A 26,005-nucleotide genomic window follows, 5' to 3' on the forward strand; every position below is an offset into this window, starting at 1 on the left:
CCGGCCGTGAACGGTTCGTGAGGGCGAGAGATGCCATAATTGCAGTAAGGGGACGGTTTTCGCGGTCCCAGTACAGAGAGGGATTCTCTTCGCGCCGGAGCGTCGTGGCCTGTTCGCGCGAGTTCCCGACCCAGGGAAGGAACAATTCCGACTCGCATCGAGGTGGTATCTGTCGTGAAAAAAGTTCTGGTCGTACTGTTGATTGCCGTGGTGGCCGTGGCTGCCTGGTTCCTGGCGCCACGCTTCATGGACAAACCCGTCGAGCCACCGCCCGTCCCGGAAACCATGGCTGAAGCGGAGCCGCCGCCCGAGCCCGAAGTCAGGCCGACTGAACCGGAAGTGGCGACACCCATGACGCAGGCGGAACCGTACGAATCGGCGCCCGCCGAGCCCCCGCCGGAACCCTTGCCGGCGTTGTCCGATAGCGATCCGGTTGTGCGTGAAACCGTTCAGGAAGTCACCGGGGGGGTGGCGCCGAACGAAGTGCAACTGCGTGACAGCATCGTCCCGCGGCTGGTGGCGGCGGTGGATGCCCTGACCGGAAATCAGGTTCCCGGCAGCCTGCTGCCCGTGGAGGCGCCGCCGACTCCGTTTCAGGCCAATGTCGATTTCCAGCCACCCACGGTCGTGACCAATGCCCAGGGGGACGAACTGGAGCAATACACGCTGGATCCGGTCAACTTCGCTCGGTACGAGCCTTATGTCGACTACCTGGAATCCATCGATGCCGGTCAGTTCGCCGCCGAGTATCTGCACTACAACCCGTTGCTGCAGCAGGCTTACGCCGAACTCGGCTATCCGGACGGCGACTTCACTGCCCGCCTGCTCGAGGTGATCGATCATCTGCTGGCGACACCACAACCCGAAGGACCGGTTCGCCTGGTCAAGCCCGAGGCGTACTACGAATTCGTCGATCCGGAACTGGAAGCGCTCAGTGCCGGCCAGAAGCTGCTGATTCGCATGGGCGGGGACAACGCTGAGCGGGTCAGGCGCAAACTGGTCGAGTTGCGCACCGTGCTGGGCGGCTGAATCAGCCTGCCGCGGGCGGGCGGCCGCTCACTCGTACATCCAGCTCGAGTAATCCTCGCTGGCGCTGATGATGCTGTGCGGCAGACGGCGCATCAGCTGGCGAAAATCCTCGCCGCTCAGGTGCACCAGGTGCTGGTGATCTCCGCCTTCGATGTAGACGTCGCTGACGTGCTTGAGGTGGTCGTCCCAGATGGCGTCCAGCCCGTAAGCCTGGGTCAGCGCCGGCACGGCACCGATGTCGCAGTCGTCGAACAGGTTGCCCAGTTCCGGTTCCGTTGCGAGGTGCAGATCACGCTGCAATTCCTCTTTGACCCATTCCAGGTTCAGGCGGTTGTTCGATGGAACGATGCTGACCACGTAGCCCGAGTCGTCTTCCAGCACCACGGCTTTCGCCACCTGGTGCACTGGCACGTGGGCCGAACGCGCGGAATCCACGGCGGTTTCGGTGGGCGTGTGGGTGACCGTGTCGTAACGGACGTGGTGTTCGTCGAGGTAATGTTTGAGGGTGCGTGCGATGGCCATGGCGGTCTCCTGTCAAATCGATCACGAGGACAGGTTCCCCCGGGCCTGTGCCCGTACCTTGAGTTTAGTACGTGCCGGGTGGCTTTGCCGGGCCCGCGGCGCGCAGGCGGACGGCGGCGAACACCGCGGCGCCGGTCATGCCAAGGTCCTGGTCGCGGTTCAGGCCGATGGGAATGTGGTGCAGAAGATTCCGGTACGCTCCGGCATCTTCGAATTCCTCGCGGAATGCCGATGAATGCACCAGGTGGGGATTGCGGGCCGCCACCCCGCCCGAGATCACCAGGCGGGAAACCGGGAAGATGTTCAGACAGTAGTTGCGGCAGGCGCGCGCGTACAGGCGTGCGAACCAGCGTGCGGTTTCGCCGTCCGGGTCCCGCAGTGCCTCCGCCGGCTCGACGGTCTCACCGCTCAATGCGGTATGCAGCCGGGCTGCGCCCGGCCCGCTGACGACGTCGTCGTTGCTGAGCCAGGCCTCTCCGGTCAGTTCGAGCAGTCGCTCCTCGATTTCCTTCTCCTCGAGGCCGTGAAAAGCGAATGTCGCGTGGCCGGCCTCCGAACCGGTGACGGACCAGCCCGGATTCAATTCGCCGTCGCGGGCATCGGTGGGTGGATGAATCGAGCAGTGGCCCAGGCCCGTACCGGCGCCGACCATGGCCACCGCGCCCGGACCGTCCTGCCCTTCGCGCACCGGTTCCAGATGGCGAATGCCGTTCGCGGCGAGCGCCCAGCCCTGGGCGACGAAGTCGTTGACCAGGCAGAAGCTTGCGAACGGGTCGAGGTCGCCGGTACCGATGTCCCAATCGATGTTGGGCAGCACTGCACGGTCCCCCGCCACCGAGCCGGCCAGCGCCAGCCCCACGGCATCGAAAGCGGTTTCGTCACCGAGCTCCGGTGGCGCCATGTCACGGACGGCTTGCCAGAACGAGGCAAAAGAGTCGACGCCCGGCTGGCGGGTAGCCATCCGGAACACGTTACCGGTTCTGACCCGGAACCGGCTGTCGACGGTGCAGGCTGCGAGGCGGGTGTAAGTGCCGCCGATATCTCCCGCGAGAATGCGCAGCGGGTTCGAATGAGCTTGTTGACTCATGGTCTGTCCATCCCGGATCGGTCGTTTCTGTCCCTGGTCAATGCTCTGGCCACAGCCAGGCGCTAAACTGGAAATACTGGGATTTATTATGCCTATCCGGGAGAATGTAATGGCTGATCTCGATGATCTGAAGCAGGAAGTGAAAAAATTGCGTGGTGAAATGGAGCTGCGCCTGCACCTGGCTTCGTTGGAAGCGAAGGATGAATGGAATGCACTCGAGGGAAAATGGGAGCGGTTTTCCTCCCGCGCCGGCCTGGAGGACAGCGCCGGAAACGTCGGCGAGGCCCTGGAGTTGCTGGGGGACGAACTCAAGCGGGGTTACCGGCGGTTGTTGGGAGCGATTCGGGACTGATCCTTTGATCGGGGCCCATATGCCCCCATGTTGCAGCCTCACGAGCACGACCCTGAAGATCGTCCCAGGAGCAATGTGAAATGAGCGCAGCCCCGTGAGGCGGGTAACCCGTGGCTGAGGCCGGCGGAGTCGATCGACCGGCGTCCCGGTCGCTGAAGCCGCTGGCGGCTCTGTGGCCGTTCATCCGGCCCTACCGGCGCACCCTGGTGGCGGCCATGGCCGCGCTGCTCATCGCGGGAGCGGCCATGCTGACCATGCCGGTGGCTCTGCGCTACCTGATCGACAATGGTTTCATCGCGCAGGACGTCACCACGGTCAATCGTTACTTCGGCTGGTTCCTGCTCGCCGCCCTGGTCTTCAGCGTTTTCGCGGCGCTGCGGTATTACCTCGTCACCTGGCTCGGGGAGCGGGTGGTTGCGGATATTCGCGATGCCGTCTACCGCAAGGTGGTGCGCATGGACCCGGCCTTCTTCGAAGTCACGCGCACCGGCGAAGTGCTTTCCCGCCTGACCACCGACACCACCCTGGTGCAGACGATTTCCGGAGTGGGTCTGTCCATGGCGCTGCGCCACTCCCTGTCCCTGGTCGGCGGTCTGGCGTTGCTGGTTCTGACCAGTCCCAAACTCGCCGGCTATACCCTGATCGGTATTCCGCTGGTGGTGCTGCCCGTGATCACGGTGGGCCGGCGAATACGCAAGCTGTCACGCCAGTCGCAGGACCGGGTGGCGGATACCAGCGCGCTGGCGGACGAAACCCTCAATGCGATGCAAACGGTGCAGGCCTTCACCCTCGAGGAACTGCAGTCCCGGCGGTACCGGGAAGCCGTGACGTCCAGTTTTCGCACCGCGGTGCGCCGCCTGCGCATGAACGCTTTCCTGACGGGCATGTCGGTGGCGCTGGTGTTCAGCGCGATCACCCTGATCCTGTGGGCCGGCTCACGCGCGGTTCTGGCCGGCGCCATGACCGGCGGTCAGTTGGCCCAGTTTCTGATGTATGCGCTGGTGGTCGGCGGTTCATCCGCCGCGCTCAGCGGTCTGTGGGGGGAAATTCAGCGTGCGGCGGGCGCCATGGAGCGCCTGGCCGAGCTGCTGCGGGCGAAGCCGGAAATCGTCGTGCCTGCGGAGCCAACGCCGATGCCGGCCCGGGTGCAAGGGCGGATTGCGTTCGAGGGCGTCGGCTTTCACTATCCCTCGCGGCCCGACACCCCGGCGCTGGAGGACTTCTCGCTGCAGGTCGCGTCCGGAGAGACCGTGGCGCTGGTGGGTCCGTCCGGCGCGGGCAAGTCGACGGTGTTCCAGTTGTTGTTGCGCTTTTACGACGTGCAATCGGGGTCCATAAGGATCGATGGCATCGACATCTCGCAAACCGACCCGCGCGCTTTGCGCTCGCAGATCGGACTGGTCCCGCAGGAAACCGTGCTGTTCGGCACCACGGCCCTGGAGAACATTCGCTACGGCCGGCCGGAGGCGACCGATGCCGAAGTACGGCGCGCCGCGGAAATGGCCGCCGCGGACGAGTTCATCGAGGCGCTGCCCGAAGGCTACGACACCTACCTGGGTGAGCGTGGCACCCGCCTGTCCGGCGGGCAGCGCCAGCGTATCGCCATCGCCCGCGCCATCCTCAAAGACCCGCCCATCCTGTTGCTCGACGAGGCGACGAGTTCGCTCGATGCCACCAGCGAACAGTTGGTGCAGCAGGCGCTGGAAGGCCTGATGCACGACCGCACCACCCTGGTCATCGCCCATCGGCTGGCCACCATTCAGAAGGTCAGCCGCATCCTGGTGATGCAGCACGGCCGGGTGCAGGCATCCGGCAACCATCACGAACTGATCGCGTCGAATCCCCTGTATGCCCAGTTGGCGGCCTTGCAGTTCGATCTCGACCAGCCCGGCCAGCAAACCGAATCCGCCTGATCCATGGCACGCGCGTGCCCGTTCAGGTGCCCGAGGAGCCCCGCGCCCGCGATACGCATCGACTCAGCCGCTTACCAGATTTTCACCCGCGCCTCGGGCGGCAGCCACATGCCGTCGCCGGGCTGGGTGTTCCAGGCCTGGTGGAAGGCATCGAGGTTGCGATAGACGCCGTTAACCCGGTATTTCAGCGGTGAATGCGGGTCCGACGACAGCAGGTTGATTTCGGCCTCCCTCTGGTACTTGCCCTTGCGCGACATGGCGTAGCCGATGAAGAAGCGCTGCGGGCCGGTGAAGCCGTCGATAACCGGAGGCTCGGCGCCGTCCAGGCTGCGGATGTAGGCGCGGTAGGCCATCGCGACCCCGGAGACGTCGCCGATGTTCTCGCCCAGGGTGAGTTCGCCGTCGACGTGCATGCCGGTCACGGGCTCGAAGGCACTGTACTGCTCGACCAGCACCTGGGTGCGGTCTTCGAAGGCCTCGCGATCGGTTTCCGTCCACCAGTTCTCGAGGTTACCGTCGCCGTCGAACTTGCTGCCCTTGTCATCGAAGCCGTGGCTGATCTCGTGTCCGATCACGCCGCCGACCGCGCCGTAATTGATGGCGTCGTCGGCATTGAGCTGGAAGAACGGCGGTTGCAGGCGCGCGGCCGGAAACACGATCTCGTTTTTGGTCGGGTCGTAGTAGGCGTTCACGGTCTGCGGCGTCATGAACCATTCGGTGCGGTCGACCGGCCGGTCCAGCTTGGCGATCTCCTGCCGATGGTTCCATTCGATGGCGCGCCGCAGGTTGCCGATGTGGTCCCCGGCCACGATTTCCAGGTCGGAGTAATCCTTCCATTCATCCGGATAGCCGATCTTGGCCGTGAAGCGAGAGAGTTTCTCCGCGGCTTTCTCGCGGGTTGCGGGGCTCATCCATTCGAGGTCGGCGAGGTCTTCTTCCAGGGTCGCGAGCACGTTTTCGACCAGTTCCTCCATGCGATGCTTGGCTTCCGGCGGAAAATACTCGGCGACGTAGAGCTTGCCGACCGCTTCACCGACCATCGCGTTCACGTTGGAAATGCCGGTTTTCCAGCGCGGACGTTCCTGCTGTTGCCCGTACAGGACACGGTTGCGATAGTCGAAACGGATGGCGGCCGTTGCCTGATCGAGATCGCGGCCGCGGCCGTCGATGACGCGGAAGCGGAAATAGGCTTTCCAGTCCGCCAGCGGACGTTCGGCGAGCAGCCGGTCCAGTGCTTCGAAGTAGCTCGGCTGACCGATGACGAGCTTGTCGGCGGAACCGAGACCCAGGGTATCGACGGTCGCGGGCCAGTCGATATTGCCGCCCAGCTCGCCGAGGTCTTCCAGCGGATACGGGTTGTAGATTTTCTCCGGGTCACGGTTTTCCACGTTGTCCCAGTGCGCGGTGGCGATGGCCTCTTCGATGGCGTACACCCGGGGCGCGGCGTCGGCGGCGGCTTCCGCGTCCATGCCCGAGCGCACCAGCATGCGTTCGATGTAAGCGGGCAGTGCTTCGCGCGCGGTGGCGAAGTTTTCGTTGTCCTGCTGCAGGTAGTAGTCGCGGTCGGGCATGGTCAGGCCGTCCTGGGACACGTAAACCGCATAGGCGCTGGAGTTCTTCAGGTCGGGAAAAATAGAGTAGTCCCACGGCGTCGCGATGCCGGCCCGCTCCAGCCGCGCCATCAGCCGGGACAGACCGGCAGCGTCCTCGACGGCCTCGACGGCATCGAGTTCGGCCTGAATCGGCTGAATACCCAGGGAGTCGATGGTCTCTTCGTCCATCCAGCTGTTGTAGATATCGCCGACCTGCTGCGATTCCGACCCCGGTGGTCCGGGGTTGGCGGCGGCGTCCTCCACGATCTGGCGCAGAGCCTGTTCGGCGTCTTCGTACACCTGGTGGTACACGGTGTAGCCCGAGTAGATATCGGGTATTTCGGTGGTGTCCAGCCAGCCGCCATTGGCGAACTGGTAGAAGTCGTCCTGCGGCCGGGTCTCGCGGTCGAGGGCAGCGAAGTCGATGCCGGAGATCGGTGACTCCGGAACCGGCTCCGCCTGCTGCGGGGACTCTTTGCCTGCAGCGGTTGCCGCCGGGCCGGGCTCCGAATCCGGGGCGCAGGCGCTGAGGCTCGTCAGAACGATCAGCAGAACAAGCGATGTCACAGGTTTCATGCGGATTCCTCGTGCCAGGGCGGGGCGCGCCCTGCTTGTGGGTTTCGGCGCATTATTCCTCGCGCGCGTGACCGACAGGAAGTGTCGATGGTTGGGTCGGCGCGCCGGCGCTGCGGCCGGAGTGCTGGTGGGAAACAGGCTGCGAAACCGTGCCGGGCAATTCGTCAATTGGCTTTGTGCATGGCAGGGGTGGCCTGCAGTCCCGAAGTCCTGTGGAATAGCGGGAAATGTTTCGTGGCCTCAAGTTGGAAGTCAATCCCGGCCGATTGCGGCGCAACCAGGCTGCGGCGTTCCAAAGTTGCACCGGAGCCAACAAGGCTGCTCTAATCCCAGCAATACAACTCCTGCGAGGACCCGTAAACGTGACGGCTGACAAGCCCAACCCCCCGCGCGATACTCTGCCCGATACCCGTTCCGCCAGGGGTGCGATCAAGGGCTACGATCTGCTGGTGGCCAAGCACTCGGCGGTTGACGCGAGCGGCCAGTTGAATTTGAAGCCCATAGAGGGCGTCAAGATCCGGCCAGTGCGGCCGGTTCCCCACGAGGATGGCGTCGTGGCGGAGGTGGCCCGTACCGTATGGCCAGAGGTCGATCTCGAAATCGTCCAGGTTCACATCACCACGACCCAGCCCGGCCGTATCCGTGCCTGGGGATTGCACGAGCAGTCCACCGACCGGCTATTTGTCGTCAAAGGCCTGGTGTCAATCGTGATCTTCGACGGGCGCCGGGATTCACCCACCTTTGCGCAGGTGAATGAAATCCGCCTGAGCGAACGCAACCCGGCGCTGGTCGTCATCCCACCCTGTCTTTACCACGGCTGGAAGAACATCGGAACCGACGAAGCCTTCATGATCAATATGCCGAGTTCGCTGTACGATCACGACACACCTGATGCGCTCGATCTTCCATACGACCACCCCCGCGCCGCGGAGGTCGTTCCCTGGAGGTGGTGAGGGTCGTGGGATCACCCCGATGCAGTGTCGTTATCCCTACCTACAATCGGTCGGCCGTTCTGGCGTATGCGATACGGAGTGTCCTGGCACAGACCATGGAAGAGTTCGAACTGCTGGTCGTCGGAGATGGTTGCGATGACGACAGCGAGGACCTCGTGTCAGGTTGCGCCGACTCGCGGGTTCACTGGTTAAATCTCCCCGTCAATACCGGACACCAGTCCGGGCCCAACAATGCAGCACTGCGCCGGGCGGCGTCCCCTTTCGTGGCTTACCTCGGCCATGATGACCTTTGGTTGCCCGGGCACCTCGAAGCCATCATGCCCGCGCTGGAGAAGGGTGCGGCATTCGTGCATTCCTCTGTCGCCATTTGCAGCCCCGGACGGTCGCTGCGGCGGTTGGACAAGCCACCCTGGTGGCGGATTCGGGGGCGGCGCAAACCGTGGATACCGCCCACCTGCTTCGCTCACCCCGTGGCGCCGGCCATTCGCTTGGGCGGTTGGCCTGGCCCGGACGCTTGCGGGCGTGTGGATCCGGAGGCCCAGCTTGCCTGGGCGCTCACCCGCGGTGGGGGCAGACGGGTTCACATTCCCCGTCTTACAGCGGTCAAGCTGCCAGCGGCGCATCGAGAGAATTGCTACCTTGACGCGAATGCGCTCGAGCAAGCCGCCTGGTGGGCGCTGATCTCACACGCTCAAGATTCCGAAGCGAGCGTCGCGGAAGCGGTACGACTCAACCGGCCACCCGTCGCCCCGAAGGCGAACGCCACGAAGATGCCCGGCCCGATACTGTCCACGCCCAAACGGCATCAAGTCCGGCGGCGCTACAAGGGCCTGCCACCCGTATCCGGCGCGGACTGACACCATCGCTCCACGTGTTCGAAGGCATTAGTGCCTGAGAACTGGGGCGGCAGAATGGACTGCACTGATCGCTGAAGGGCTACTTGGTGACGCGTGCGCCCAACGGCACCTGGCACACATCGATGACGCGGGGCGGCTTGTTGACGAAGAATCGGTGTTTGCGGACCCGCCGGTCATCGACCAGTCGGTCGAACGGTTTGCTGGAAGTGTCCATCACATAGACATGCAGGCGTTCGGCCTCGGGCATTTCGCTGCCGAGGCGCATCGACCGGATGCGGCTGCGTTCGAGGTCGGATTCGATCACGCCATTGGCAGCGGCCGGGCCCCGGCGGATCCGCTGGACCACATCCATGCCCTCCACCACCCGTCCGAAAACGGTGAGATTGCGGTCGAGATACCGTGGCGCCTGACCGATCACGATGTAAAAGTCCGTGCGGCTGGAATCGCGGTCGTCGTTACGCGCCATCGCCACCGTGCCAGGGCAGTGCGTCAGCCAGACCTTGCCGGCCTCGGGGTCGCGTCCGGCCGGAAAGCCATCGACGAACCCGGTCTCGGGAGCGAACAGGTCCGGCTCCTGCACGGAAAAGAACGGCAATTCGTCATGCCAGTCGATTTCGAACTCGGCGTCGATCAGCGGAACATTGCTCAGTTCACCCAGGTCACTGCCGTCGCCGCCCTGGGCCACGAATCCGTCGATCACGCGGTAAAAAGGGAGCCCGTCGTAGAAACGGCTCAGCACCAGCCGCTGGAACTGAGCCACCGTCTTGGGCGCGAACACCGGATTGAGTTCGATAATCACGCGGCCTTCCTGGAGTTCCATGAAAACCACGTTGTTCGGCTCGACTTCGCGCCAGACCATGTCGTCCTGAGCGGCGGCCGCGGAGCTGCCGGCCAGCAGGATCAGCAACAGCGCGAGGGGGGCGATGAACTCACGCGTCATGGGCGAGTCGCTCAAGCATTCATCACGGCATCTGGATGCCGCCGCCGGAGCCGCCACCCATTTTGCCGGGATCGACGCCGCCGCGCGGTACGACGATGGAGGAAGCCTGTTCGCGCTGGTATTCGCGCAGTTCTTCCATGGTCCGTTCGAACGACTCCTGGGCTGCCACGGAGAAATTCGCAATGGCCTCGGCGAGCGAGGTGCCGGGCACTTCGAAATTCAGGGGCAGCGGGCCGGCATTGGTCAGTACCTGGGTGGAGCCGACGAAGCGGGTCGAGCGTGACGCGTCGTCGTCGCCTTCGGGAGTGACCGGGGTCAGGCGCCGCAGTGTTCCTACCGCGTTGTCGGTGAAGACATCTTCACGGTACATGTCGTCGCCATTCATCTGAATGGCATTTTCGGTTTCTGAGGGGTTCATTGGTTCTGTCCTTTAAGGCTGCCCATGAATCTGGGGCCGACCCTTGCGCAAGGCAAGTTTGTAACCGGTGGAAACACGGCCGGCGGCAAAAACGCTATCATCGGACACGGAATTCGGCAAGAAACGAGACAGGAGGACTGGTTCATGAAGCGGCAACGAGCCCGGCGGCGGACGCTGTTGATCACCTTTCTGCTACTGACAATCGGGAGCATGAGTACAGCCATGGCGGAATTACGTTCGGAAGAAATCAGCTACAGCGCGGACGGCGTGACCATGAAGGGTTACATCGCCTGGGACGACAGCGTGGAAGGCCAGCGGCCGGGTGTGTTGGTCGTGCACGAGTGGTGGGGGCACAACGACTACCCCAGGAAGCGCGCCGACATGCTGGCCGAACTCGGTTACACCGCGCTGGCGCTCGACATGTACGGGGATGGCCGTACCGCCGACCATCCCGAAGACGCGCAGAAGTTCATGCAGGAACTGACCGACAACCTGGAATCCAGCCGCGCGCGCTTCGACGCGGCGCTGGCGCAGTTGAAGGCGCACGATACCGTCGACACCAACCACATCGCCGCTATCGGGTATTGCCTCGGCGGCGGCCTCGTACTGCACATGGCGCGCTACGGCGCCGACCTCGATGCAGTCGCATCCTTCCACGGCAGCCTGCCGCTGGCCGTGGCGCCGGACGGTGAAGGCGCGCCGGTCACCGCGCGCGTGGTGGCCTACAACGGCGAGGCCGATCCCTTCGTGCCGCAGGAAGCCATCGACGCGTTCCAACGGGAAATGGAAGTCGCCGGCGCTGATTACCAGTTCATCAACATGCCCGGCGCCGTGCACGGATTCAGCAATCCGGCGGCGACGGACAATGGTGAAAAATTTGGTCTGCCTCTGAAGTACGATGCGCTGGCCGACGAGAGCTCCTGGGCGCACATGCGGCTGCTGTTGCAGACCGCGTTCGCGGACGAAGGCTGAGCGCATGCCCGACACCACGAAAGGCCGGGCGCTGGGCGTGGGTGGGGTCTTCTTCCGCTCCACCGACCCCCGCCGTCTTGGAAAGTGGTATGCCGAGCAGCTGGGCATCGGGGTGGAGTCCTGGGGCAGCACCCAGGGCACGAGTTTCTTTCCCGCCGACATGCCCGATCACGCCTTCACCGTGTGGAGCGTGTTTCCGGCCGATACCGAATATTTCGGCGATTCCGGCCAGGCCTGCATGATCAACCTCGTTGTTGATGATCTCGACCGGGCGCTGGCCAACGTCGCGGCCGGCGGCGCCACGGTTCTGCCCGAGCGCGAGGAGCACGACTACGGGCGGTTTGGTTGGTTCGTCGACCCCGATGGTAACCGCGTGGAGCTCTGGCAGCCGCCCGACGAGGCGCCGGAAGACGGCTGATGTCCGAAGCGGATACCCACGGCATCAGCCCGCGACGCATGGAAGAGGCGGAAAGCCGGCTGGCGTTTCTCGACGATACCGTCGACAAACTGGGCGAAATCATCGCCCGGCAGGACCGCGAACTCGCCGAACTGCGCCTGCAGGTCAGCGCTATGGCCCGGAAACTGCGTGAACTGGGCGAGGCGGCCGTCGCCGAGGGCGGGGAAATGGGGCACGAGCCGCCGCCGCACTACTAGCGCCGGTTTACGCACCACCGAGCCGCACCGACCGTCGCACGGACTCAGTACGACAGTTCCAGGGGCGGTTCCTGCATCGCGGACAGTTGTTCGCGCAGCGACAGAATCCAACCCTCCCAGTAGCGAGGCTCCCCGAACCAGGGGAAGGCGGCCGGAAACGCCGGGTCCTCCCAGCGACGCGCCAGCCAGGCGGCATGGTGCAGCATGCGCAGGGTGCGCAAGGCCTCCACGAGGTGCAGTTCCCGCGGATCGAAAGGGTGGAATTGCCGGTAGCCTTCCAGCAGCCAGTCCAGTTGCCGGGCCATGTCTTCCCGGCTCCCCGACAGCAGCATCCACAGATCCTGGACGGCCGGTCCCGTCTGGCAGTCGTCGAGATCCACGAAAAACGGGCCGTCCCGCCACAGCAGGTTGCCCAGGTGGCAATCACCGTGCAGGCGGATGGCGGTAAAGTTTCCGGTCCGCTCCCAGGCCGCGCGCACATGCGCCATCAGATCCGTGCTCAGGGTCGCGAAGGCGTCTTCGAGGTGCGGCGGCAACCATGAATCTTTGGCCAGGGTCGCCAGGGATTCGTCACCGTAGCGCTGCGGGGTCAGGGCCGGCCGGTGGTTGAACGGCCGGGCGGATCCCACACCGTGCATGCGCCCCAGGAACCGCCCCAGCCACACCAGCGTGTCACGGTCGTCCGGCTCCGGCGAATGTCCCCCCTGGCGGCGAAACAGCGCGAACCGAAAGCCCTGGTGATGATGCAGGGTGGCACCTTCGATAACCAACGGCGGAATCATCGGAATCTCGGCCTCGGCGAGTTGCAGCGCGAAGTCGTGTTCTTCCTGGATCTGTTCATCGCTCCAGCGGCCGGGCCGGTAGAACTTGGTCACCAGCGGGTCGCCCTCGTCCATGCCGACCTGGTAGACCCGGTTCTCGTAGCTGTTCAGCGCCAGCAGGCGCCCGTCGGTGACGAGACCGAGCGACTCGACGGCGTGCAGCACGGTGTCGGGGTCCAGGCGGTAATACGGTGTGGCTGTATCGGGTTCGTTCATCGGCGCATGATACCCGAGCCGGGCCGCCGTCCGGCCGTGAGGTGCGACCGCTGATGAAATCATTCCCACGGCACGGCGCGGAATCCAGTAGAATGGGTCCACGGCGCGAACCCCGCTTCAGGATGCATTCCGCTCATCCCGGCAAACGCAGCGTCGGCACCGACCACCCTTCGATTCAGACATATAATTAAATGGCAAACGGCACCAAGAACCTCGCACTATTCTGTGATTTTGAAAACATCGCCCTCGGCGTCCGCGACGCCAACTTTTCCCGGTTCGAAATTGAAGAAGTACTCGAGCGCCTGCTGGTAAAGGGCAACATCGTCGTTAAAAAGGCCTACTGCGACTGGGAGCGCTACAAGGATTTCAAGCGCGACATGCACGAAGCCTCGTTCGAACTCATCGAAATTCCACACGTACGCATGTCCGGCAAGAATTCCGCCGACATCCGCATGGTGGTCGATGCACTCGATCTCTGCTACACCAAGGAACACGTCGATACTTTCGTCATCATTTCGGGTGATTCCGACTTCTCTCCGCTGGTGTCGAAACTGCGGGAGAACAACAAGGAAGTCATCGGCGTTGGCGTGAAAAACTCCACGTCCGACCTGTTGATCGCCAACTGCGATGAATTCATCTATTACGACGACCTGATCCGGGCATCGCAGCGGCGCAAGCCCGCCAAGAAGAAGCCCGAACCCAAGAACACCGAAGGAAAAAACAGCGGACGCCAGGAATCACGCTCCGAAAAGGCCTTCGAGTTGATCCTGGAGACGATCGACGATTTGTACAGCGAACGCGGCGACGAGGACCCGATCTGGGGTTCCATGGTCAAGCAGGCGCTGAAGCGGCGCAAACCCGGCTTCAACGAGAGCTACCATGGGTTCCGTTCGTTCGGAAAGATGCTCGAGGAAATGCAAAAGCGCGGCATGGTCACGATGAAGCACGATGAAAAGTCCGGCGGTTACATCATCACGGGCGTCAATTAAGCCCCACGGATAGCTGCTCCCTCCCTCACGAAAACTCCCGCTCTTGAGTTGGAGACCTTGCTGGTTTTGCGTTAGTTCAGATTCCGCTCATCTGGAAGGCTCATGGAAACCGTGCCTTCGAGCAGGCAGGCGCTACGGCACATTCCCCTCAGGGGACGGCTTTAATACGTCCGTGTAACCTTCGCGCCGCCGTCCTGGCGGCGAGACCCCTGAGGGGAACGCGCCGCATCACCTGCCTGGGCGGATGCGGACTTTCGCGGTGGCTCTCCTCAACCCCGTACCGCTGCTACGGCGCTCAAATTCACCTCTGCCTTTCTGTTCGCCCCGCCAACGTCGCTCCAGCCCAGCCGGGGGACGTGACATAACGCTCAGGGTCCTGGTGCAATGGCTTTGACTCTTTACTGTTTTAGCCTGGTTCAGATTCCGCTTATCAGGAAGGTTCATGGAAGAACGTGCCCTCGAGCAGGCAGGTGCTACGGCACATTCCCCTCAGGGGACGGCGTGGACCCTTCCCTGGGGCCTTCGCGCCGCCGTCCTGGCGGCGAGACCCCTGAGGGGAACGCGCCGCATCACCTGCCTGGGCAGATGTGAACCTGCGCGGGGGTATTCCTCAACCCCGTACCGCTGCTACGGCGCTCAAATTCACCTCTGCCTTTCTGTTCGCCCCGCCAGCGTCGCTCCAGCCCAGCCGGGGGACGTGACATAACGCTCAGGGTCCTGGTGCAATGGCTTTGACTGTTTGCTGTTTTCGCATCGTTCAGATTTCGCCTTTCTGGAAGGCTTATGGAAAGCGTGCCCTCGAGCAGGCAGGTGCTACGGCACATTCCCCTCAGGGGACGGCGTGGACCCTTCCCTGGGGCCTTCGCGCCACCGTCCTGGCGGCGAGACCCCTGAGGGGAACGCGCCGCATCACCTGCCTGGGCGGATGTGAACCTGCGCGGGGGTATTCCTCAACCCCGTACTGTTGCTACGGCGATCAAATTCACTTCTGCCTCTGTGTTCCCACCCTACACGCCCCTGCAGCCCAGCCGGGTGATGTGACATGCCCCTTCCAGGACTGTCGAAAACAGGACGTTTTCGATCAAGGCCCCAGGGATGGGTTTATGCAGGGCAGGCGAGAGTGACCGCACGGATTGAGCGCAGCGAAATGAGTAAGGGAACGAAGCCGTAGACCGTGTCCTGGAAGGGGCATGTCACAGCGCGCGGCGGACCTCATTGGCACCCAGCCAATGATTTTCATGAGGCGGAGATTCACTTTCGGGTGAAACAAGGAGGGGAGTGAAGCCGGGGTCCGCGTACCTTGGTAGGGGTATGTCACAGCGCGCGGCGGACCTCAGTGGCACCCAACCCCTGATTGATGAAGAGGCGAAGGTTCACTTCCGGGCAAGACAAAGAGGGGGAGCGAAGTCAGAGTTCCCGAAACTGAGCGTGGTGCCAACCGCAGGGGGCGAATGAACGATAGCCCGACCGGGTTCCGAGTGTCACGCAAAAAAAAGCCCGACTTGCGTCGGGCTGAGTGTAATAGCGATGTCCGTGTTCTGTGTTGGGCACAGCGGTCATCTCTTGTTGGAGTGGGCCTGTACTACCCCCCTGGCTTCACTCCGTTTCTGCCTGTCCCCCATGCAATTCTGTGAACAAGCTTTCAAACTGCGTATCGGTTTCATCTCTCTTGAAATCCGATACATACTGATCTTCAGTCAGCTTGCAGGTGGCGATGATCTGTTTGCGTCGTGGATGAAATCAGCAAGATCTCGCTTTTCCTGCTGCGCGTCATCCTTGATCGCGGCTGTCGCTCCTGTCTCGTCTGGCAGACTCTTCAGGTGGGAAGAGCCGGAGCCCCGATTGGGCAAAGAGGGGCGGGGCTCCGTCTCGTTCCCCTAACTGCTACCAGTCAGTTAGTATCCCCTTACATGCAAAACCCGGGCCAACTTAAAGGAAAGTTGACAAATGCTTTAAATACAATGTCTTGAAAGAAAACAGGCACCACCCGGACTGGAGTTGGATGCCGGGTTCTGGTCAGGCTGTGTCAGGGGCGTGACAATAATTGTCACCCTGGAACGGCCGGGAGGTGCAATCGGGGCTTCTGGCGCCGCGGAGGACCCGCGGCGCGCTCAGGCAGTGGCAAAAACGGGGGTCAGAGCGGTTCCAGCCAGCCCCAGCGGTCCTCGGTTTTGCCTTCGAACAGACCGAAGAATGCATCCTGAATCTGCCGGGTGACGGGGCCACAGCCGCCGGAGCCGATCGTGATGTGATCGATCTGGCGAACCGGGGTCACTTCGGCCGCGGTACCGGTCATGAAGACCTCGTCAGCGCCGTAGATTTGTTCTCGGGCAATCGCCTGTTCCACCAGGGGCAGGCCCAGTTCGGCGGCCAGGGTCATAACGGTGCTGCGCGTGATGCCCTTGAGAATCGATGCGGCTCCCGGCGGGGTGAGGATACGGCCATTGGTGACCACGAAAATGTTCTCGCCGGCGCCCTCGCTGAGCAAACCGTCCGTGCCGAGCGCGATGCCTTCATCGCAGCCGCGATCCCGGGCTTCCCAGCCGATCAGTTGGCTTGACAGGTAATTGCCACCGGCCTTCACGCCCGGCGGGATCGTATTCGGGGCCAGCCTTTGCCACGAGGTGATGCACGCGCGAATTCCGTTGCGCAAGCCATCCTCGCCCAGGTAGGCCCCCCATTTCATGGCGATGATTACGACATCGATGGCGTCCATGTCCTTGGGAATCACACCCAGACCGGAGTTTCCGCGCATCACCAGCGGCCGCAGGTAGGCACTGGTGAGTCCGTTGGCCTTGATGGTTTCCCGGCAGGCTTCCACCAGTTCCTCGTCGGAGTAACGCAGGGGAATGCGGTACACGTCTGCAGAGTAGCGCAGGCGCTTGATATGATCGGTGAGTCGGAACACGACCGAGCCGGATGGCGTATCGTAAGCGCGAATGCCTTCAAACACGGAACTGCCGTAGTGCAACGCATGGCTCATCACCGACACCGTGCATTCTTCGGCGGGGCGAAGCGCCCCATTGAACCAGATTTTATTGATGTCGCTCATGTCGCAATTGCCTTGTAACGGATTCGAAAGGGTGAAAAAGAGTAAGTATCGGTGCTCCGAGCCGTGCGAATCAACCGGCGCGACGCGATAGAATCGGAACCCCGGACACCACTGGAACCAGCGGTATGGAGTGGAAACTTTTCGCTACGGTCTTCGCGAGCGTATTCATCGCCGAATTGGCGGATAAAACACAGGTCGTCACCTTGCTGTTCGCGGCTGATCGAGCGGCCGGAAAATGGGTCGTTTTTCTCGGCGCGGCCTCGGCCCTCGTGCTCACCAGCGCCATTGGCGTGATGGCCGGTGCTGCGCTGTCGAATGTCGTCAACGCGCGGGCCATGTCCATTATCGCCGGGGCCGGTTTCATCGTGATCGGCGCGTGGACCCTGTACCACGGCATTCGATCCGTGTAACACGGCTACGACCATGAACCGGCAAACCGACCACGCGCATCACCACGCGCCACCCAACTACGACCGCGCCTTCGCGGTCGGCGTGACCCTCAACGTGATTTTTGTTGTGGTCGAAGCCGTTTTCGGGTTTCTTTCCGATTCCCTGGCCCTGCTCACCGACGCCAGTCACAACCTGAGCGACGTGATCGGGCTGCTGCTGGCCTGGGGTGCGGCCGCGCTGGCGCGGCGGCGTCCTTCGCTGCGGCGCACGTATGGCTATTCGCGCGCGACGATTCTGGCTTCCCTGTTCAGCGGCCTGCTGTTGATGGGGGCGGTCGGCGCCATCGGCTGGGAAGCGGTGAACCGGCTCATGGAACCGGCGGAACCCGCCGGATTGACCATCATGGTCGTGGCGGCCGTGGGTGTGGTCATCAATACGGTCACCGCGATGTTCTTCTTCGCCGGCAAGGATTCGGATCTCAATATTCGTGGCGCTTATCTGCACATGGCCGCGGATGCTGCGGTGTCACTGGGTGTCGTGATATCGGGCGTGTTGATCTGGCGCTACGGCTTCCAGTGGATGGATCCTGTAATCAGCCTGGTCATCGCCGGCGTCATCCTCTGGTCGACCTGGGGTTTGCTGCGCGATTCGCTCAATCTGGCAGTCGATGCCGTTCCCCGTGCGGTCGATCCCCTGGAAGTGCGCGACTACCTGCGTGGCCTTCCCGGAGTGGTCGAGTTGCACGATCTGCACATCTGGCCCATGAGTACGACGGATACGGCGCTGACGGCGCATCTCGTGATGGATCCCGTGCCCGTGGACGACCGGTTCCTGTTCGAGGTGTCGCTTGAACTCGATCAGCGCTTCGGGATTCACCATCCCACCATCCAGATCGAACGTCCCGATTCCGAGGTCGTCTGCCACCAGGCCGTGCACTGCGCCGACTAGATCTGGTGGTGTCCGTGTCAGTCGGTTCCGGAGTCCAGGGGCCAGAACCACGGGATGACCAGCACCGATACCAGCAGGGCCAGCACGTTCATGGGTAAGCCGATCCGTATGAAATCCGTGAACCGGTAACCGCCCGCCTGGTAGACGAAAGTGTTGGTCTGATAACCGATCGGTGTGGCGAAACTGGCGCTGCCGGCCAGCATCACCGCAACGATAAAGGGGCGTGGGTCGAGGCCGGCGTTTGCTGCCACGCCGATGGCAATCGGCGTGAGCAGGATGGCGGCGGCGTTGTTGCTCATTACCTCAGTGGCCAATGACGTCACGATGTACAGGGTGATCAACATGCCAATGGGCCCCAGGGTCGCCGTGCTCTGCGTCAGTGCCGTCACCAGCAAATTCATCGCGCCGGTCTGCTCCAGTGCGAGGCCGACCGCGAGCATGGCGAAGATGAGCATGAGAATAGGCCATTGCACTGCTTCGTATGCCTCGTCCGCGGACAGACAACCCACCAGAACGACAAAGGTCGCACCAATGACGGCCAGTACGACGATGGGCATGACCTTCAGCGCCGCCAGAATGACTACCAGCACGATGGCGAGGATTGCCAGCGGGGCTTTTTCGCGTTGCAGCGCACGGATTTCCGGAACGGCGACGTTCACGAACGACCGGTTGTTGTAGAGTTGCGACAGGTCGCGGGGCCTCCCTTCCAGCAACAGAATATCGCCGACCTTCAGGCGTAATTGATCGAATCCCCGTTTCAGGCGTTTCTTGTGCCGGTGCACACCCAGCACAAACACGCCGAAACGCCGCTCCAGGTTTAGCTCGGTGACGGTCATACCGAGAATGCGCGCTTCCGGACCGACTATGGCTTCCGCGAGTTGCGTCTGGCGCTGCGCCAGCGTCTGCAGGTCGCCTTTCTCCAGTTCCTGTTTGCCTGGCTCGCTCATCTGCACGATGCGGCCGCCTCGCAGGTTGGCGACCTCATCCCGCGCGCTTTCGATGACGAGTCGGTCGCCGGCGCGCAAAACCGCGGCCATCGTATTGCGCTTGATCACGTGTTCGCCGCGGTGAATCTGCAGTACCCGATGCCGGGACAGCGAACCATCGCTGACCCGTTTTCCAACCAGGGGCGAACCCGGCGGCACGATGGCTTCGGTCAGGAAGCGGCGTTCACCCGCCGGCAGGTTCAGGCTGCGTTCGGGGCGGTCCGGAAGCAGCCACCAGCCGAACAGCAGCACGTAGAGCAGACCGGCGATGGCCAGGATGATTCCCACGCCCGTGATCTCGAAAATTCCGAAAGCGGCCATGCCTTCGCGCTGGGCGATGCTGTCGACCAGCAGATTCGTCGATGTGCCGACAAGGGTGCAGGTGCCGCCGAGGATGCTGGCGAAGGACAGTGGAATGAGGTATCGCGAGGACGCGTGGCCTTGCTGGTGCGCGAGCGTGATGACCACCGGGGTCAGCACGACGACCACGGGCGTATTGTTGACGAAGGCCGAAAGAAAGGTGACAGGTAGCAGCAACAAGAGCATGGCCCGCAGCCAGGAGGCGCCGGCTACCCGTTTTGCCACACGGCCCAGTTCGGCGATGACGCCCGTGTTCTCCAGTGCCTTGCTGAGCACAAACATCGCCCCGATCGTGATCGGCGCGCCATTGGCGAACACGCTGAGGAATTGTCCGGCTTCCAGGGCACCGAAAATCAGCAACAGGCTGACGCCCAGCAGGGCCGTTACATCGGGTGGTTGACGCTCGCGAACGAACCCGAAGAAGATGATCGCGGTGACCAGTAAAACCAGAGCCATCTGCATTGTCATGGGGCGTACCTCCACCAGCCTGAGCTCAGGAAACTGACGAACTCCCCACGACTTGCACTAAAAATAGTGGCTGATCACGGGAGGCGTCGCAAGAAGAATCGCCTTCCGCTTATCGCAAATTCCGGCGCGACGCACTGCCGCAAACCGGGTATGCTCAGACAGGCCCGAACGACACCAAACTCCGGAGCAGGCAGCCTTCAGCAGCTTCTTTTCACAGGCTTTTATCTACCTGGCAGCCGCGGTTTTGGCCGTGCCGCTCGCGCGCCGTCTGGGCCTGGGCTCCGCTCTCGGTTACCTCATGGCGGGCGTGGTGATCGGCCCGCATCTGCTCGGTCTGGTCGGCGAAGAGGGCCAGGATGTCCTGCATTTCGCCGAATTCGGCGTGGTGCTGATGCTGTTTCTGGTCGGCCTGGAACTGCGGCCATCCCTGTTGTGGCGGTTGCGGGTGCCCATCCTGGGCCTGGGCGGCGCCCAGGTGGTGGTGACAGCGGCCGTGATCACCCTCGCGGCCTGGCTGCTGGGGCTGACGTGGCAGGCCGCGGTAGCCATCGGCATGACGCTGTCGCTGTCGTCCACGGCCATGGTCCTGCAGACACTGGACGAAAAAGGCTGGCTCGCGACCCAGGCCGGGAAAGGCGGGTTCTCGGTCCTCCTGTTTCAGGACATCGCCGTCATCCCGATGCTGGCGGCGATGCCCTTCCTCGCCGATTCGGGCCAGGTCAGCCTGCCCGATGACGGGGGGCGCGGCTGGACTTACGCGCTGTTGGTGCTCGGGGTGGTGGCGGCGATCGTCATTGGTGGACGCTTTCTGACCCGGCCGGTATTTCGCTGGATCGCCGCCTCCCGCAGCAGCGAGGTCTTCATCGCCACAGCGTTGCTGCTCGTGATCGGGATTTCCCTGGCCATGGACTTCGTGGACCTGTCTCCGGCTCTGGGTACCTTCCTGGCCGGTGTCGTGCTCGCCGAAAGCGAATACCGCCACGAACTGGAAGCCAATATCGAACCGTTCAAGGGCCTGCTGCTCGGGCTGTTCTTCATCGCGGTGGGCGCCAGTATCGACTTCGGCCTGGTGGCCGAATCACCGGGGCTAGTGATGGGACTGGTGTTGCTGCTGATCGGCATCAAGTTCCCGTTGCTGTTGCTGCTGGGCAAACTGTTCCGCCTGACGCTGGCCGACAACCTGATGTTCGCCTTCGTGTTGGCACAGGGCGGTGAGTTCGCATTTCTGCTGTTCTCCTTCGCGACCCAGACGCGCGTGCTGGACGCCGGTACCACCAACCTGATGATCGTGGTCGTGGCCCTGTCAATGGTGCTCACCCCGCTGATGATCATCTTCTACGAGCGTTGGGTGCGGCCCCGCTTCATCAATTCCGTTCAACCGCCTGAAGATACCGATATCGACGCCTCGCCCGCGCCCGTCATCATCGCCGGCTTCGGCCGCTTCGGGCAGGTCGTCGCCCGACTGCTGCGGGCGGCGGGCGTGGAGACCGTGCTGCTGGACCACGATGCCAGCCAGATCGAGCTGACCGCCCGCTTCGGCAACAAGGTGTTTTACGGCGACGCCGGCCGTGTCGATCTGCTGCGGGCCGCCGGGGCGGAAAAGGCGAAATTGCTGGTGGTCGCGTTCAGCAGCCGCAAGATGTCGGTCGACCTGGTAAAACTGGTCAAGATGCACTTCCCGCGAATGCGCGTGCTGGCACGTTCCTACGACCGTGCGCACACCTATGCCCTGATGGAGGCGGGAGCCGACGGCGTCATCCGGGAGACCTTCGGCTCGGCGCTGATCACCGGTGAGCAGGCGCTCAAGCTGCTCGGCTTCGACAGCGAACGGGCGACCCGCGCAATGCGCATGTTCCGGCAGCACGACGAGGCCGGGCTGAAGAAAATGTACGAAGTCTGGGGTGACGATCAGGCTTACGGCATACGCATTCGCGAGGAACTCGATCAGCTCGAAAAAGTCCTGCAGGATGATCTCAACGACCCGCAATCCTGAGGGCATGTCCGGCGGCTCGCTTCATGCCAGAATAACCGGGATATGAAGAACCGGTTTTTCTTCGCGCGTCGGCTGGCCCTGGTTGCGCTGGCGCTCAAGCTTGCGGTACCCGCCGGCTTCATGCCGGGCAGCCTGGCATCGGGCCAGTGGCTGGTGGTCTGCCCGTCGGGTCTGCCCACCGGCATGCTGGCATCGTTTTCCGGACACGGTGGCGAAAGCGTGGGCAGTGGGCCGCACGCCGGTCACCACGGAGCCACTGACGGCCGGGGCGAACCTTCTCAGGCGCCGGATCATGCCGATCATTTCGAGCGTTCAGGCGACTGCCCCACCGGTGCCAGCGCCGCCCAGGCGGCGCTGGTGGCCGCCTTGCCCGGGTTCAGTCTCCGCCAGGCCCGCCTGACCGCCACAACCGGAGCCTGCATTCCGCTCTACACCCGTCCCAGCCGTAACCTCCACTGTCGGGCACCGCCCACGCTTCTCTTCACCTGAATTCCTGATCGTCCAGTCCCGGACTGCGCGTCGTCGACCGCGGCGGGACGACTGGCCGTGTGCGAGCGCCCCTGGCGTCCGTGGCGGCTGATATGAACGTGTGGAGAAACACAATGTTTAACAGCAAGAAACTGAGCGGCGCGGCGGTCGCGCTGGCGTTGGCCGTAAGCGCCCCCGCTGGCGCGGACCAGCCGGGTGAGCCGGCCCGCGCGGACGACCATGCCCCGATCGGGGTGATGGGCGACCACCTGCACGACAAGGGTGAATGGATGGTGTCCTACCGCTTCATGCGCATGCGCATGGACGGCAATCGGGACGGCACCGATGGTATCGACCCCGGCACCATCGTGACGACGGCGCCGAACCGCTTTTTCGGCATGCCCGGCCAGCCCCCCACCCTGCGCGTGGTCCCCGAAACCATGACCACCGACATGCACATGTTTGGCCTCATGTACGCCCCCAGTGACCGCGTGACCTTGATGCTGATGGCCAACTATCTCGAGAAGGAAATGGGTCATGTGACCTGGCAGGGCCCGATGGGAACGACGGTTCTGGGGCGCTTCACGACCCGCACCGAAGGGCTTGGCGACACATCGATCAGCGCCCTGGTGGGACTGTTCGACAATGGCAGCCAGCGGGCCCACCTGACCCTGGGTCTGTCCCTGCCGACCGGCGACATCGAGGAGAGCGGGACCGTACTGACCCCGATGGGGATGACGCCGAGTCTGCGTCTGCCGTATCCGATGCAACTCGGCTCCGGCAGCTACGATCCCATCCTCGGCATCACCTGGGCGGGAAGGGCGAACGCCTGGGGCTGGGGGGCGCAATGGCGCAGCGTCCTGCGGGTGGCGGACAACGACGAGGACTACCGACTGGGTGACGAGCACCGTCTCAATGTCTGGTTAAGCCGGCTGCTCACGCCGGGCGCCAGCCTGTCTCTCCGGCTGGAAGGCTACGACCGGGGCAACATCTCCGGGCAGGACAGGCTGATCATGGCGCCGGTACAAACCGCGGATCCCGACCGCCACGCCGCCCGGCGGCTGGGCCTGGGTATCGGCCTGAACCTGGCCGGCAGCGGTGATCTGGCCGGTCATCGGCTGGCGTTCGAATTCCATGTGCCGCTCTACCAGGACCTCGATGGTCCGCAAATGGAGAGCGACTGGATGCTGACCGCCGGTTATCAATACGCGTTTTAAAGGGGAGCACGAAGCCGACGGGCGGGGTGACCCGCCCGATCGGTCTGTCCGTTGCCGTTTCGATCGGAAGCCGGCGCCGGCGCTGTCAGGAATCCTGCAACAGGTTCGCCAGGCGCTGGTGTTGTTGCCCGATCACGCTGTCGACGACCGGGGCGAGCCCTTCGAACCCCCCTTCCATCACGCCGAAGACCCGGTACGTGAAGGTCACGGTGCTGCCGTCTTCAACCGGGTCGATGCGCCAGGTCATGCGTCCGTCCACGGACAGGTCGACCAGTGGGCCCAGGGCGCCGTTCAGGCGTACCGTCCGCTCCGGTTCGAAAAACACGATGCGCAGGTGTTCGACGGCACCGCCGCTGGCCGGCAGCCGCTCGCAGAAGCATCCACCCAGCCGGGCGTCGATGTACAGGTTGGAGGCATCCGCGCTCCAGCTGTGGTCCGGGTGCCACCAGTCCTCTATCCGGTACATCATGGCCTGCCACACCGCTTCCGGTGTCGCCGCGACTGTGGTGCTGTGCCGCACCGCGAAACCGCCGTCGGCCACTTCGACGACTTCGGCGTGCAGGGGCGCGCTGGTCATCAGAACACAGGCCATCAGGGTTGGCAGACGCATCGTATTCTCCCGGTTCGGTTTCCGTGTCAGCCATTCCGGCGCTGGTAATGATCGGCGATCACCTGGGCGACGCAGGACGTCAACTTGCGCGCAAACGGCACGTGCAGGAACTCGTTCGGGCCGTGCGCGTTCGAATTCGGTCCCAGTACCCCGGTGATCATGAACTGGGCTTCGGGAAATGCGTCGCCCAGCATTGCCATGAACGGAATCGTACCGCCCTCGCCCATGTACATCACGCCCTTGCCGTAAGCCGCCTGCGAGGCGCGTTCAAGCGACTCGTGCAACCACGGTGCGACGTCCGGGGCGTTCCAGCCGGTGGCCGCGTGATCGGGTTCGAAGTTCACGCGGGCGCCGTACGGGGGGTCGGATTCGAGGGTCTCTTTCATTTTCCGGGTCGCTTCCTCGCCGTCGACGGTCGGAGGCAGGCGCATCGAGAGTTTCAGAGACGTGTGCGGGCGCAGCACGTTACCGGCGGATTCCAGCGACGGCAGTCCATCGGCACCGGTGACGGAGAGTGCGGGCCGCCAGGTGCGATTGAGGATGCGATCCACATTGTCCGAACCCATGGGGCCGACGCCGTCAACGAACGGATAAGGCGTATAGATCTCGTCACCCAGGGCTTCGGCCATGCGCTGGACCTGTTCGATCCGTTGCTGCGGTATTTCCGCATGCAGAAAGTCGGGCAGGATTTCTCCGGTGGTTTCATCCTCCAGCCGGCTGATCAGCCGGCGCAGTACGCGGAAGCTCGACGGCACCACGCCCGAGGCATAGCCCGAATGGACGCCCTCGCCGAGCACGTCCGCCCGGAGTTCGCCGGCCGTCATGCCCCGCAGTGACACCGTCAACCACAGTTGCTCGTAATTGCCGGCGCCCGAATCAAGGCAGATCACCAGGGAGGGCGTGCCGATGCGGTCCATCAGGTGATCGATGTAATGCGGCAGGTCGTAACTGCCCGATTCCTCGCAGGCTTCGATGATGACCACGCAGCGCGCGTGCGGGCGCTGTTCGCGCTGCACCGCCATGATGGCGGTGAGCGAGCCGTAGGCGGCGTAACCGTCGTCGGCGCCGCCGCGACCGTACAGTTTTTCATCCTTGATGACCGGCTTCCACGGACCGAGATCGTCGGCCCAGCCGGTCATCTCCGGCTGTTTGTCGAGGTGGCCGTAGAGCAGGATGGTGTCGTCGTCAACGCTGTCCCCCTGGCCTGGAATTTCCATGAAAATCAGTGGTGTACGCCCTTCCAGGCGCACCACCTCGGCCGTCATTCCCGGCAGATCCTGCGCTTTGCACCAGTTGAAAATCTGGTTGACCGCGTCTTCCATGTACCCGTGCTCGTCCCAATCCGGGTCGAAGTGCGGTGACTTGTTGGGAATCTTGATGTACTCGACCAGTTCAGGAACGATCTCGTCGTTCCACTTCTCGTCGACGAACTGCTGCAGGGCTTGCTGGTCCATGGGTGGCGGGTTCCTCGGTGGTTTGACGAAACCGGAATTATCTCACGCCGCCTGGCGCGGCGCAGGTATGGCGCTGCGGCGGTGAACCGGTCACGTGCCCGCGCCGGATGAGCAGAACCGGTTTTCGGGGAACCCGCTCGCGGGCGCGTCTGCTATGCTTGCCGCAAT

24 protein-coding genes are annotated in these 26,005 nt (G+C 63.4%); 14 read left to right on the top strand and 10 right to left on the bottom strand.

Annotation, left to right across the window (positions count from 1 at the left end):
• Positions 1-174 precede the first annotated feature (174 nt).
• Positions 175-1,029, top strand: a complete 855-nt coding sequence (locus V3330_RS10720; protein WP_354695416.1) for a DUF3014 domain-containing protein — start codon at positions 175-177, stop codon at positions 1,027-1,029.
• 27 nt (positions 1,030-1,056) lie between these two features.
• Here V3330_RS10720 and V3330_RS10725 read toward each other — a convergent pair whose 3' ends face one another.
• Both V3330_RS10725 and V3330_RS10730 read right to left on the bottom strand, forming a co-directional pair.
• On the bottom strand, positions 1,057-1,551 hold the full coding sequence (locus tag V3330_RS10725; protein ID WP_354695417.1) for an aminoacyl-tRNA deacylase: 495 nt from the start codon (positions 1,549-1,551) through the stop codon (positions 1,057-1,059).
• Positions 1,552-1,615: 64 nt separating this feature from the next.
• Complete coding sequence (locus V3330_RS10730; RefSeq protein WP_354695418.1) at positions 1,616-2,638, bottom strand: glucokinase; 1,023 nt, start codon at positions 2,636-2,638, stop codon at positions 1,616-1,618.
• A gap of 109 nt (positions 2,639-2,747) precedes the next feature.
• Between V3330_RS10730 and V3330_RS10735 the strand changes: the two genes are divergently transcribed.
• Positions 2,748-2,990 (top strand): hypothetical protein, encoded by a 243-nt coding sequence (locus V3330_RS10735; protein ID WP_354695419.1) that lies wholly within the window; start codon positions 2,748-2,750, stop codon positions 2,988-2,990.
• A gap of 110 nt (positions 2,991-3,100) precedes the next feature.
• Positions 3,101-4,903 (top strand): ABC transporter transmembrane domain-containing protein, encoded by a 1,803-nt coding sequence (locus V3330_RS10740; protein WP_354695420.1) that lies wholly within the window; start codon positions 3,101-3,103, stop codon positions 4,901-4,903.
• Between the two features lie 71 nt (positions 4,904-4,974).
• On the opposite strand, the gene V3330_RS10745 is transcribed toward V3330_RS10740, so the two are convergent.
• Positions 4,975-7,071, bottom strand: a complete 2,097-nt coding sequence (locus V3330_RS10745) for a M13 family metallopeptidase (RefSeq protein WP_354695421.1) — start codon at positions 7,069-7,071, stop codon at positions 4,975-4,977.
• Between the two features lie 362 nt (positions 7,072-7,433).
• On the opposite strand from V3330_RS10745, the gene V3330_RS10750 reads away from it, so the two are divergent.
• Complete coding sequence (locus V3330_RS10750) at positions 7,434-8,024, top strand: dTDP-4-dehydrorhamnose 3,5-epimerase family protein (RefSeq protein WP_354695422.1); 591 nt, start codon at positions 7,434-7,436, stop codon at positions 8,022-8,024.
• Between the two features lie 5 nt (positions 8,025-8,029).
• Positions 8,030-8,881 carry a glycosyltransferase family 2 protein gene (locus V3330_RS10755; RefSeq protein ID WP_354695423.1) on the top strand — a complete coding sequence of 284 codons (852 nt, stop codon included), beginning with the start codon at positions 8,030-8,032 and terminating at the stop codon, positions 8,879-8,881.
• A gap of 79 nt (positions 8,882-8,960) precedes the next feature.
• Here V3330_RS10755 and V3330_RS10760 read toward each other — a convergent pair whose 3' ends face one another.
• Together V3330_RS10760 and V3330_RS10765 are read right to left on the bottom strand one after the other, a co-directional pair.
• Positions 8,961-9,836, bottom strand: a complete 876-nt coding sequence (locus tag V3330_RS10760) for a peptidylprolyl isomerase (protein WP_354695424.1) — start codon at positions 9,834-9,836, stop codon at positions 8,961-8,963.
• A gap of 7 nt (positions 9,837-9,843) precedes the next feature.
• Complete coding sequence (locus V3330_RS10765) at positions 9,844-10,239, bottom strand: hypothetical protein (protein ID WP_354695425.1); 396 nt, start codon at positions 10,237-10,239, stop codon at positions 9,844-9,846.
• A 144-nt stretch (positions 10,240-10,383) separates the two neighbouring features.
• On the opposite strand from V3330_RS10765, the gene V3330_RS10770 reads away from it, so the two are divergent.
• From V3330_RS10770 to V3330_RS10780, 3 genes are read left to right on the top strand one after another with little or no spacing between them, the layout of a single operon-like run.
• A complete protein-coding gene (locus V3330_RS10770) occupies positions 10,384-11,211 on the top strand; it encodes a dienelactone hydrolase family protein (RefSeq protein WP_435791810.1) in 828 nt (275 codons plus the stop codon).
• A 4-nt stretch (positions 11,212-11,215) separates the two neighbouring features.
• Positions 11,216-11,629 (top strand): VOC family protein, encoded by a 414-nt coding sequence (locus V3330_RS10775; protein WP_354695426.1) that lies wholly within the window; start codon positions 11,216-11,218, stop codon positions 11,627-11,629.
• Positions 11,629-11,865, top strand: a complete 237-nt coding sequence (locus tag V3330_RS10780) for a SlyX family protein (RefSeq protein WP_354695427.1) — start codon at positions 11,629-11,631, stop codon at positions 11,863-11,865. Before V3330_RS10775 ends, V3330_RS10780 begins: the two co-directional genes overlap by 1 nt.
• Before the next feature lie 44 nt (positions 11,866-11,909).
• Here the strand turns inward: V3330_RS10780 and V3330_RS10785 are convergent, their stop codons facing one another.
• Positions 11,910-12,902 (bottom strand): serine/threonine protein kinase, encoded by a 993-nt coding sequence (locus V3330_RS10785; protein ID WP_354695428.1) that lies wholly within the window; start codon positions 12,900-12,902, stop codon positions 11,910-11,912.
• 191 nt (positions 12,903-13,093) lie between these two features.
• Between V3330_RS10785 and V3330_RS10790 the strand changes: the two genes are divergently transcribed.
• On the top strand, positions 13,094-13,891 hold the full coding sequence (locus tag V3330_RS10790) for an NYN domain-containing protein (RefSeq protein WP_354695429.1): 798 nt from the start codon (positions 13,094-13,096) through the stop codon (positions 13,889-13,891).
• Positions 13,892-16,025: 2,134 nt separating this feature from the next.
• Here the strand turns inward: V3330_RS10790 and ilvE are convergent.
• Positions 16,026-16,943: a branched-chain-amino-acid transaminase gene (gene ilvE, locus V3330_RS10795; RefSeq protein WP_354695430.1), complete on the bottom strand. Its 918-nt coding sequence runs from the start codon at positions 16,941-16,943 to the stop codon at positions 16,026-16,028.
• 125 nt (positions 16,944-17,068) lie between these two features.
• Between ilvE and V3330_RS10800 the strand changes: the two genes are divergently transcribed.
• Complete coding sequence (locus V3330_RS10800) at positions 17,069-17,353, top strand: TMEM165/GDT1 family protein (protein WP_354695431.1); 285 nt, start codon at positions 17,069-17,071, stop codon at positions 17,351-17,353.
• Between the two features lie 13 nt (positions 17,354-17,366).
• Positions 17,367-18,281: a cation diffusion facilitator family transporter gene (locus V3330_RS10805; protein WP_354695432.1), complete on the top strand. Its 915-nt coding sequence runs from the start codon at positions 17,367-17,369 to the stop codon at positions 18,279-18,281.
• Positions 18,282-18,298: 17 nt separating this feature from the next.
• Here V3330_RS10805 and V3330_RS10810 read toward each other — a convergent pair whose 3' ends face one another.
• Positions 18,299-20,110 carry a sodium:proton antiporter gene (locus tag V3330_RS10810; protein ID WP_354695433.1) on the bottom strand — a complete coding sequence of 604 codons (1,812 nt, stop codon included), beginning with the start codon at positions 20,108-20,110 and terminating at the stop codon, positions 18,299-18,301.
• Positions 20,111-20,324: 214 nt separating this feature from the next.
• Between V3330_RS10810 and V3330_RS10815 the strand changes: the two genes are divergently transcribed.
• The 3 genes from V3330_RS10815 (at position 20,325) to V3330_RS10825 (ending at position 23,773) form a co-directional block, all read left to right on the top strand.
• Complete coding sequence (locus tag V3330_RS10815; protein ID WP_354695484.1) at positions 20,325-22,088, top strand: monovalent cation:proton antiporter-2 (CPA2) family protein; 1,764 nt, start codon at positions 20,325-20,327, stop codon at positions 22,086-22,088.
• A gap of 42 nt (positions 22,089-22,130) precedes the next feature.
• Positions 22,131-22,577 carry a hypothetical protein gene (locus V3330_RS10820; protein WP_354695434.1) on the top strand — a complete coding sequence of 149 codons (447 nt, stop codon included), beginning with the start codon at positions 22,131-22,133 and terminating at the stop codon, positions 22,575-22,577.
• 113 nt (positions 22,578-22,690) lie between these two features.
• Positions 22,691-23,773, top strand: coding sequence for a transporter (locus V3330_RS10825; protein WP_354695435.1), 1,083 nt, complete (start codon positions 22,691-22,693; stop codon positions 23,771-23,773).
• 85 nt (positions 23,774-23,858) lie between these two features.
• Here V3330_RS10825 and V3330_RS10830 read toward each other — a convergent pair whose 3' ends face one another.
• Positions 23,859-24,383: an SRPBCC family protein gene (locus V3330_RS10830; protein WP_354695436.1), complete on the bottom strand. Its 525-nt coding sequence runs from the start codon at positions 24,381-24,383 to the stop codon at positions 23,859-23,861.
• Positions 24,384-24,409: 26 nt separating this feature from the next.
• Entirely contained in the window at positions 24,410-25,837 is a 1,428-nt protein-coding gene (locus V3330_RS10835) for a M20 family metallopeptidase (RefSeq protein ID WP_354695437.1), read from the bottom strand.
• Between the last annotated feature and the right edge of the window lie 168 nt (positions 25,838-26,005).

It is taken from the genome of Elongatibacter sediminis (assembly GCF_037892215.1).
Lineage (GTDB): Bacteria > Pseudomonadota > Gammaproteobacteria > Xanthomonadales > SZUA-36 > Elongatibacter > Elongatibacter sediminis.

Excerpts from the sequence above, each read along its gene's own strand:
- V3330_RS10735 (WP_354695419.1), top strand. The coding sequence starts at position 2,748 with ATGGCTGATCTCGATGATCTGAAGCAGGAAGTGAAAAAATTGCGTGGT.
- V3330_RS10730 (WP_354695418.1), bottom strand. The coding sequence starts at position 2,638 with ATGAGTCAACAAGCTCATTCGAACCCGCTGCGCATTCTCGCGGGAGAT.
- ilvE (WP_354695430.1), bottom strand. The coding sequence starts at position 16,943 with ATGAGCGACATCAATAAAATCTGGTTCAATGGGGCGCTTCGCCCCGCC.
- V3330_RS10830 (WP_354695436.1), bottom strand. The coding sequence starts at position 24,383 with ATGCGTCTGCCAACCCTGATGGCCTGTGTTCTGATGACCAGCGCGCCC.
- V3330_RS10725 (WP_354695417.1), bottom strand. The coding sequence starts at position 1,551 with ATGGCCATCGCACGCACCCTCAAACATTACCTCGACGAACACCACGTC.
- V3330_RS10775 (WP_354695426.1), top strand. The coding sequence starts at position 11,216 with ATGCCCGACACCACGAAAGGCCGGGCGCTGGGCGTGGGTGGGGTCTTC.
- V3330_RS10820 (WP_354695434.1), top strand. The coding sequence starts at position 22,131 with ATGAAGAACCGGTTTTTCTTCGCGCGTCGGCTGGCCCTGGTTGCGCTG.
- V3330_RS10770 (WP_435791810.1), top strand. The coding sequence starts at position 10,384 with ATGAAGCGGCAACGAGCCCGGCGGCGGACGCTGTTGATCACCTTTCTG.
- V3330_RS10745 (WP_354695421.1), bottom strand. The coding sequence starts at position 7,071 with ATGAAACCTGTGACATCGCTTGTTCTGCTGATCGTTCTGACGAGCCTC.
- V3330_RS10825 (WP_354695435.1), top strand. The coding sequence starts at position 22,691 with ATGTTTAACAGCAAGAAACTGAGCGGCGCGGCGGTCGCGCTGGCGTTG.
- V3330_RS10765 (WP_354695425.1), bottom strand. The coding sequence starts at position 10,239 with ATGAACCCCTCAGAAACCGAAAATGCCATTCAGATGAATGGCGACGAC.
- V3330_RS10790 (WP_354695429.1), top strand. The coding sequence starts at position 13,094 with ATGGCAAACGGCACCAAGAACCTCGCACTATTCTGTGATTTTGAAAAC.
- V3330_RS10780 (WP_354695427.1), top strand. The coding sequence starts at position 11,629 with ATGTCCGAAGCGGATACCCACGGCATCAGCCCGCGACGCATGGAAGAG.
- V3330_RS10805 (WP_354695432.1), top strand. The coding sequence starts at position 17,367 with ATGAACCGGCAAACCGACCACGCGCATCACCACGCGCCACCCAACTAC.
- V3330_RS10800 (WP_354695431.1), top strand. The coding sequence starts at position 17,069 with ATGGAGTGGAAACTTTTCGCTACGGTCTTCGCGAGCGTATTCATCGCC.
- V3330_RS10785 (WP_354695428.1), bottom strand. The coding sequence starts at position 12,902 with ATGAACGAACCCGATACAGCCACACCGTATTACCGCCTGGACCCCGAC.
- V3330_RS10835 (WP_354695437.1), bottom strand. The coding sequence starts at position 25,837 with ATGGACCAGCAAGCCCTGCAGCAGTTCGTCGACGAGAAGTGGAACGAC.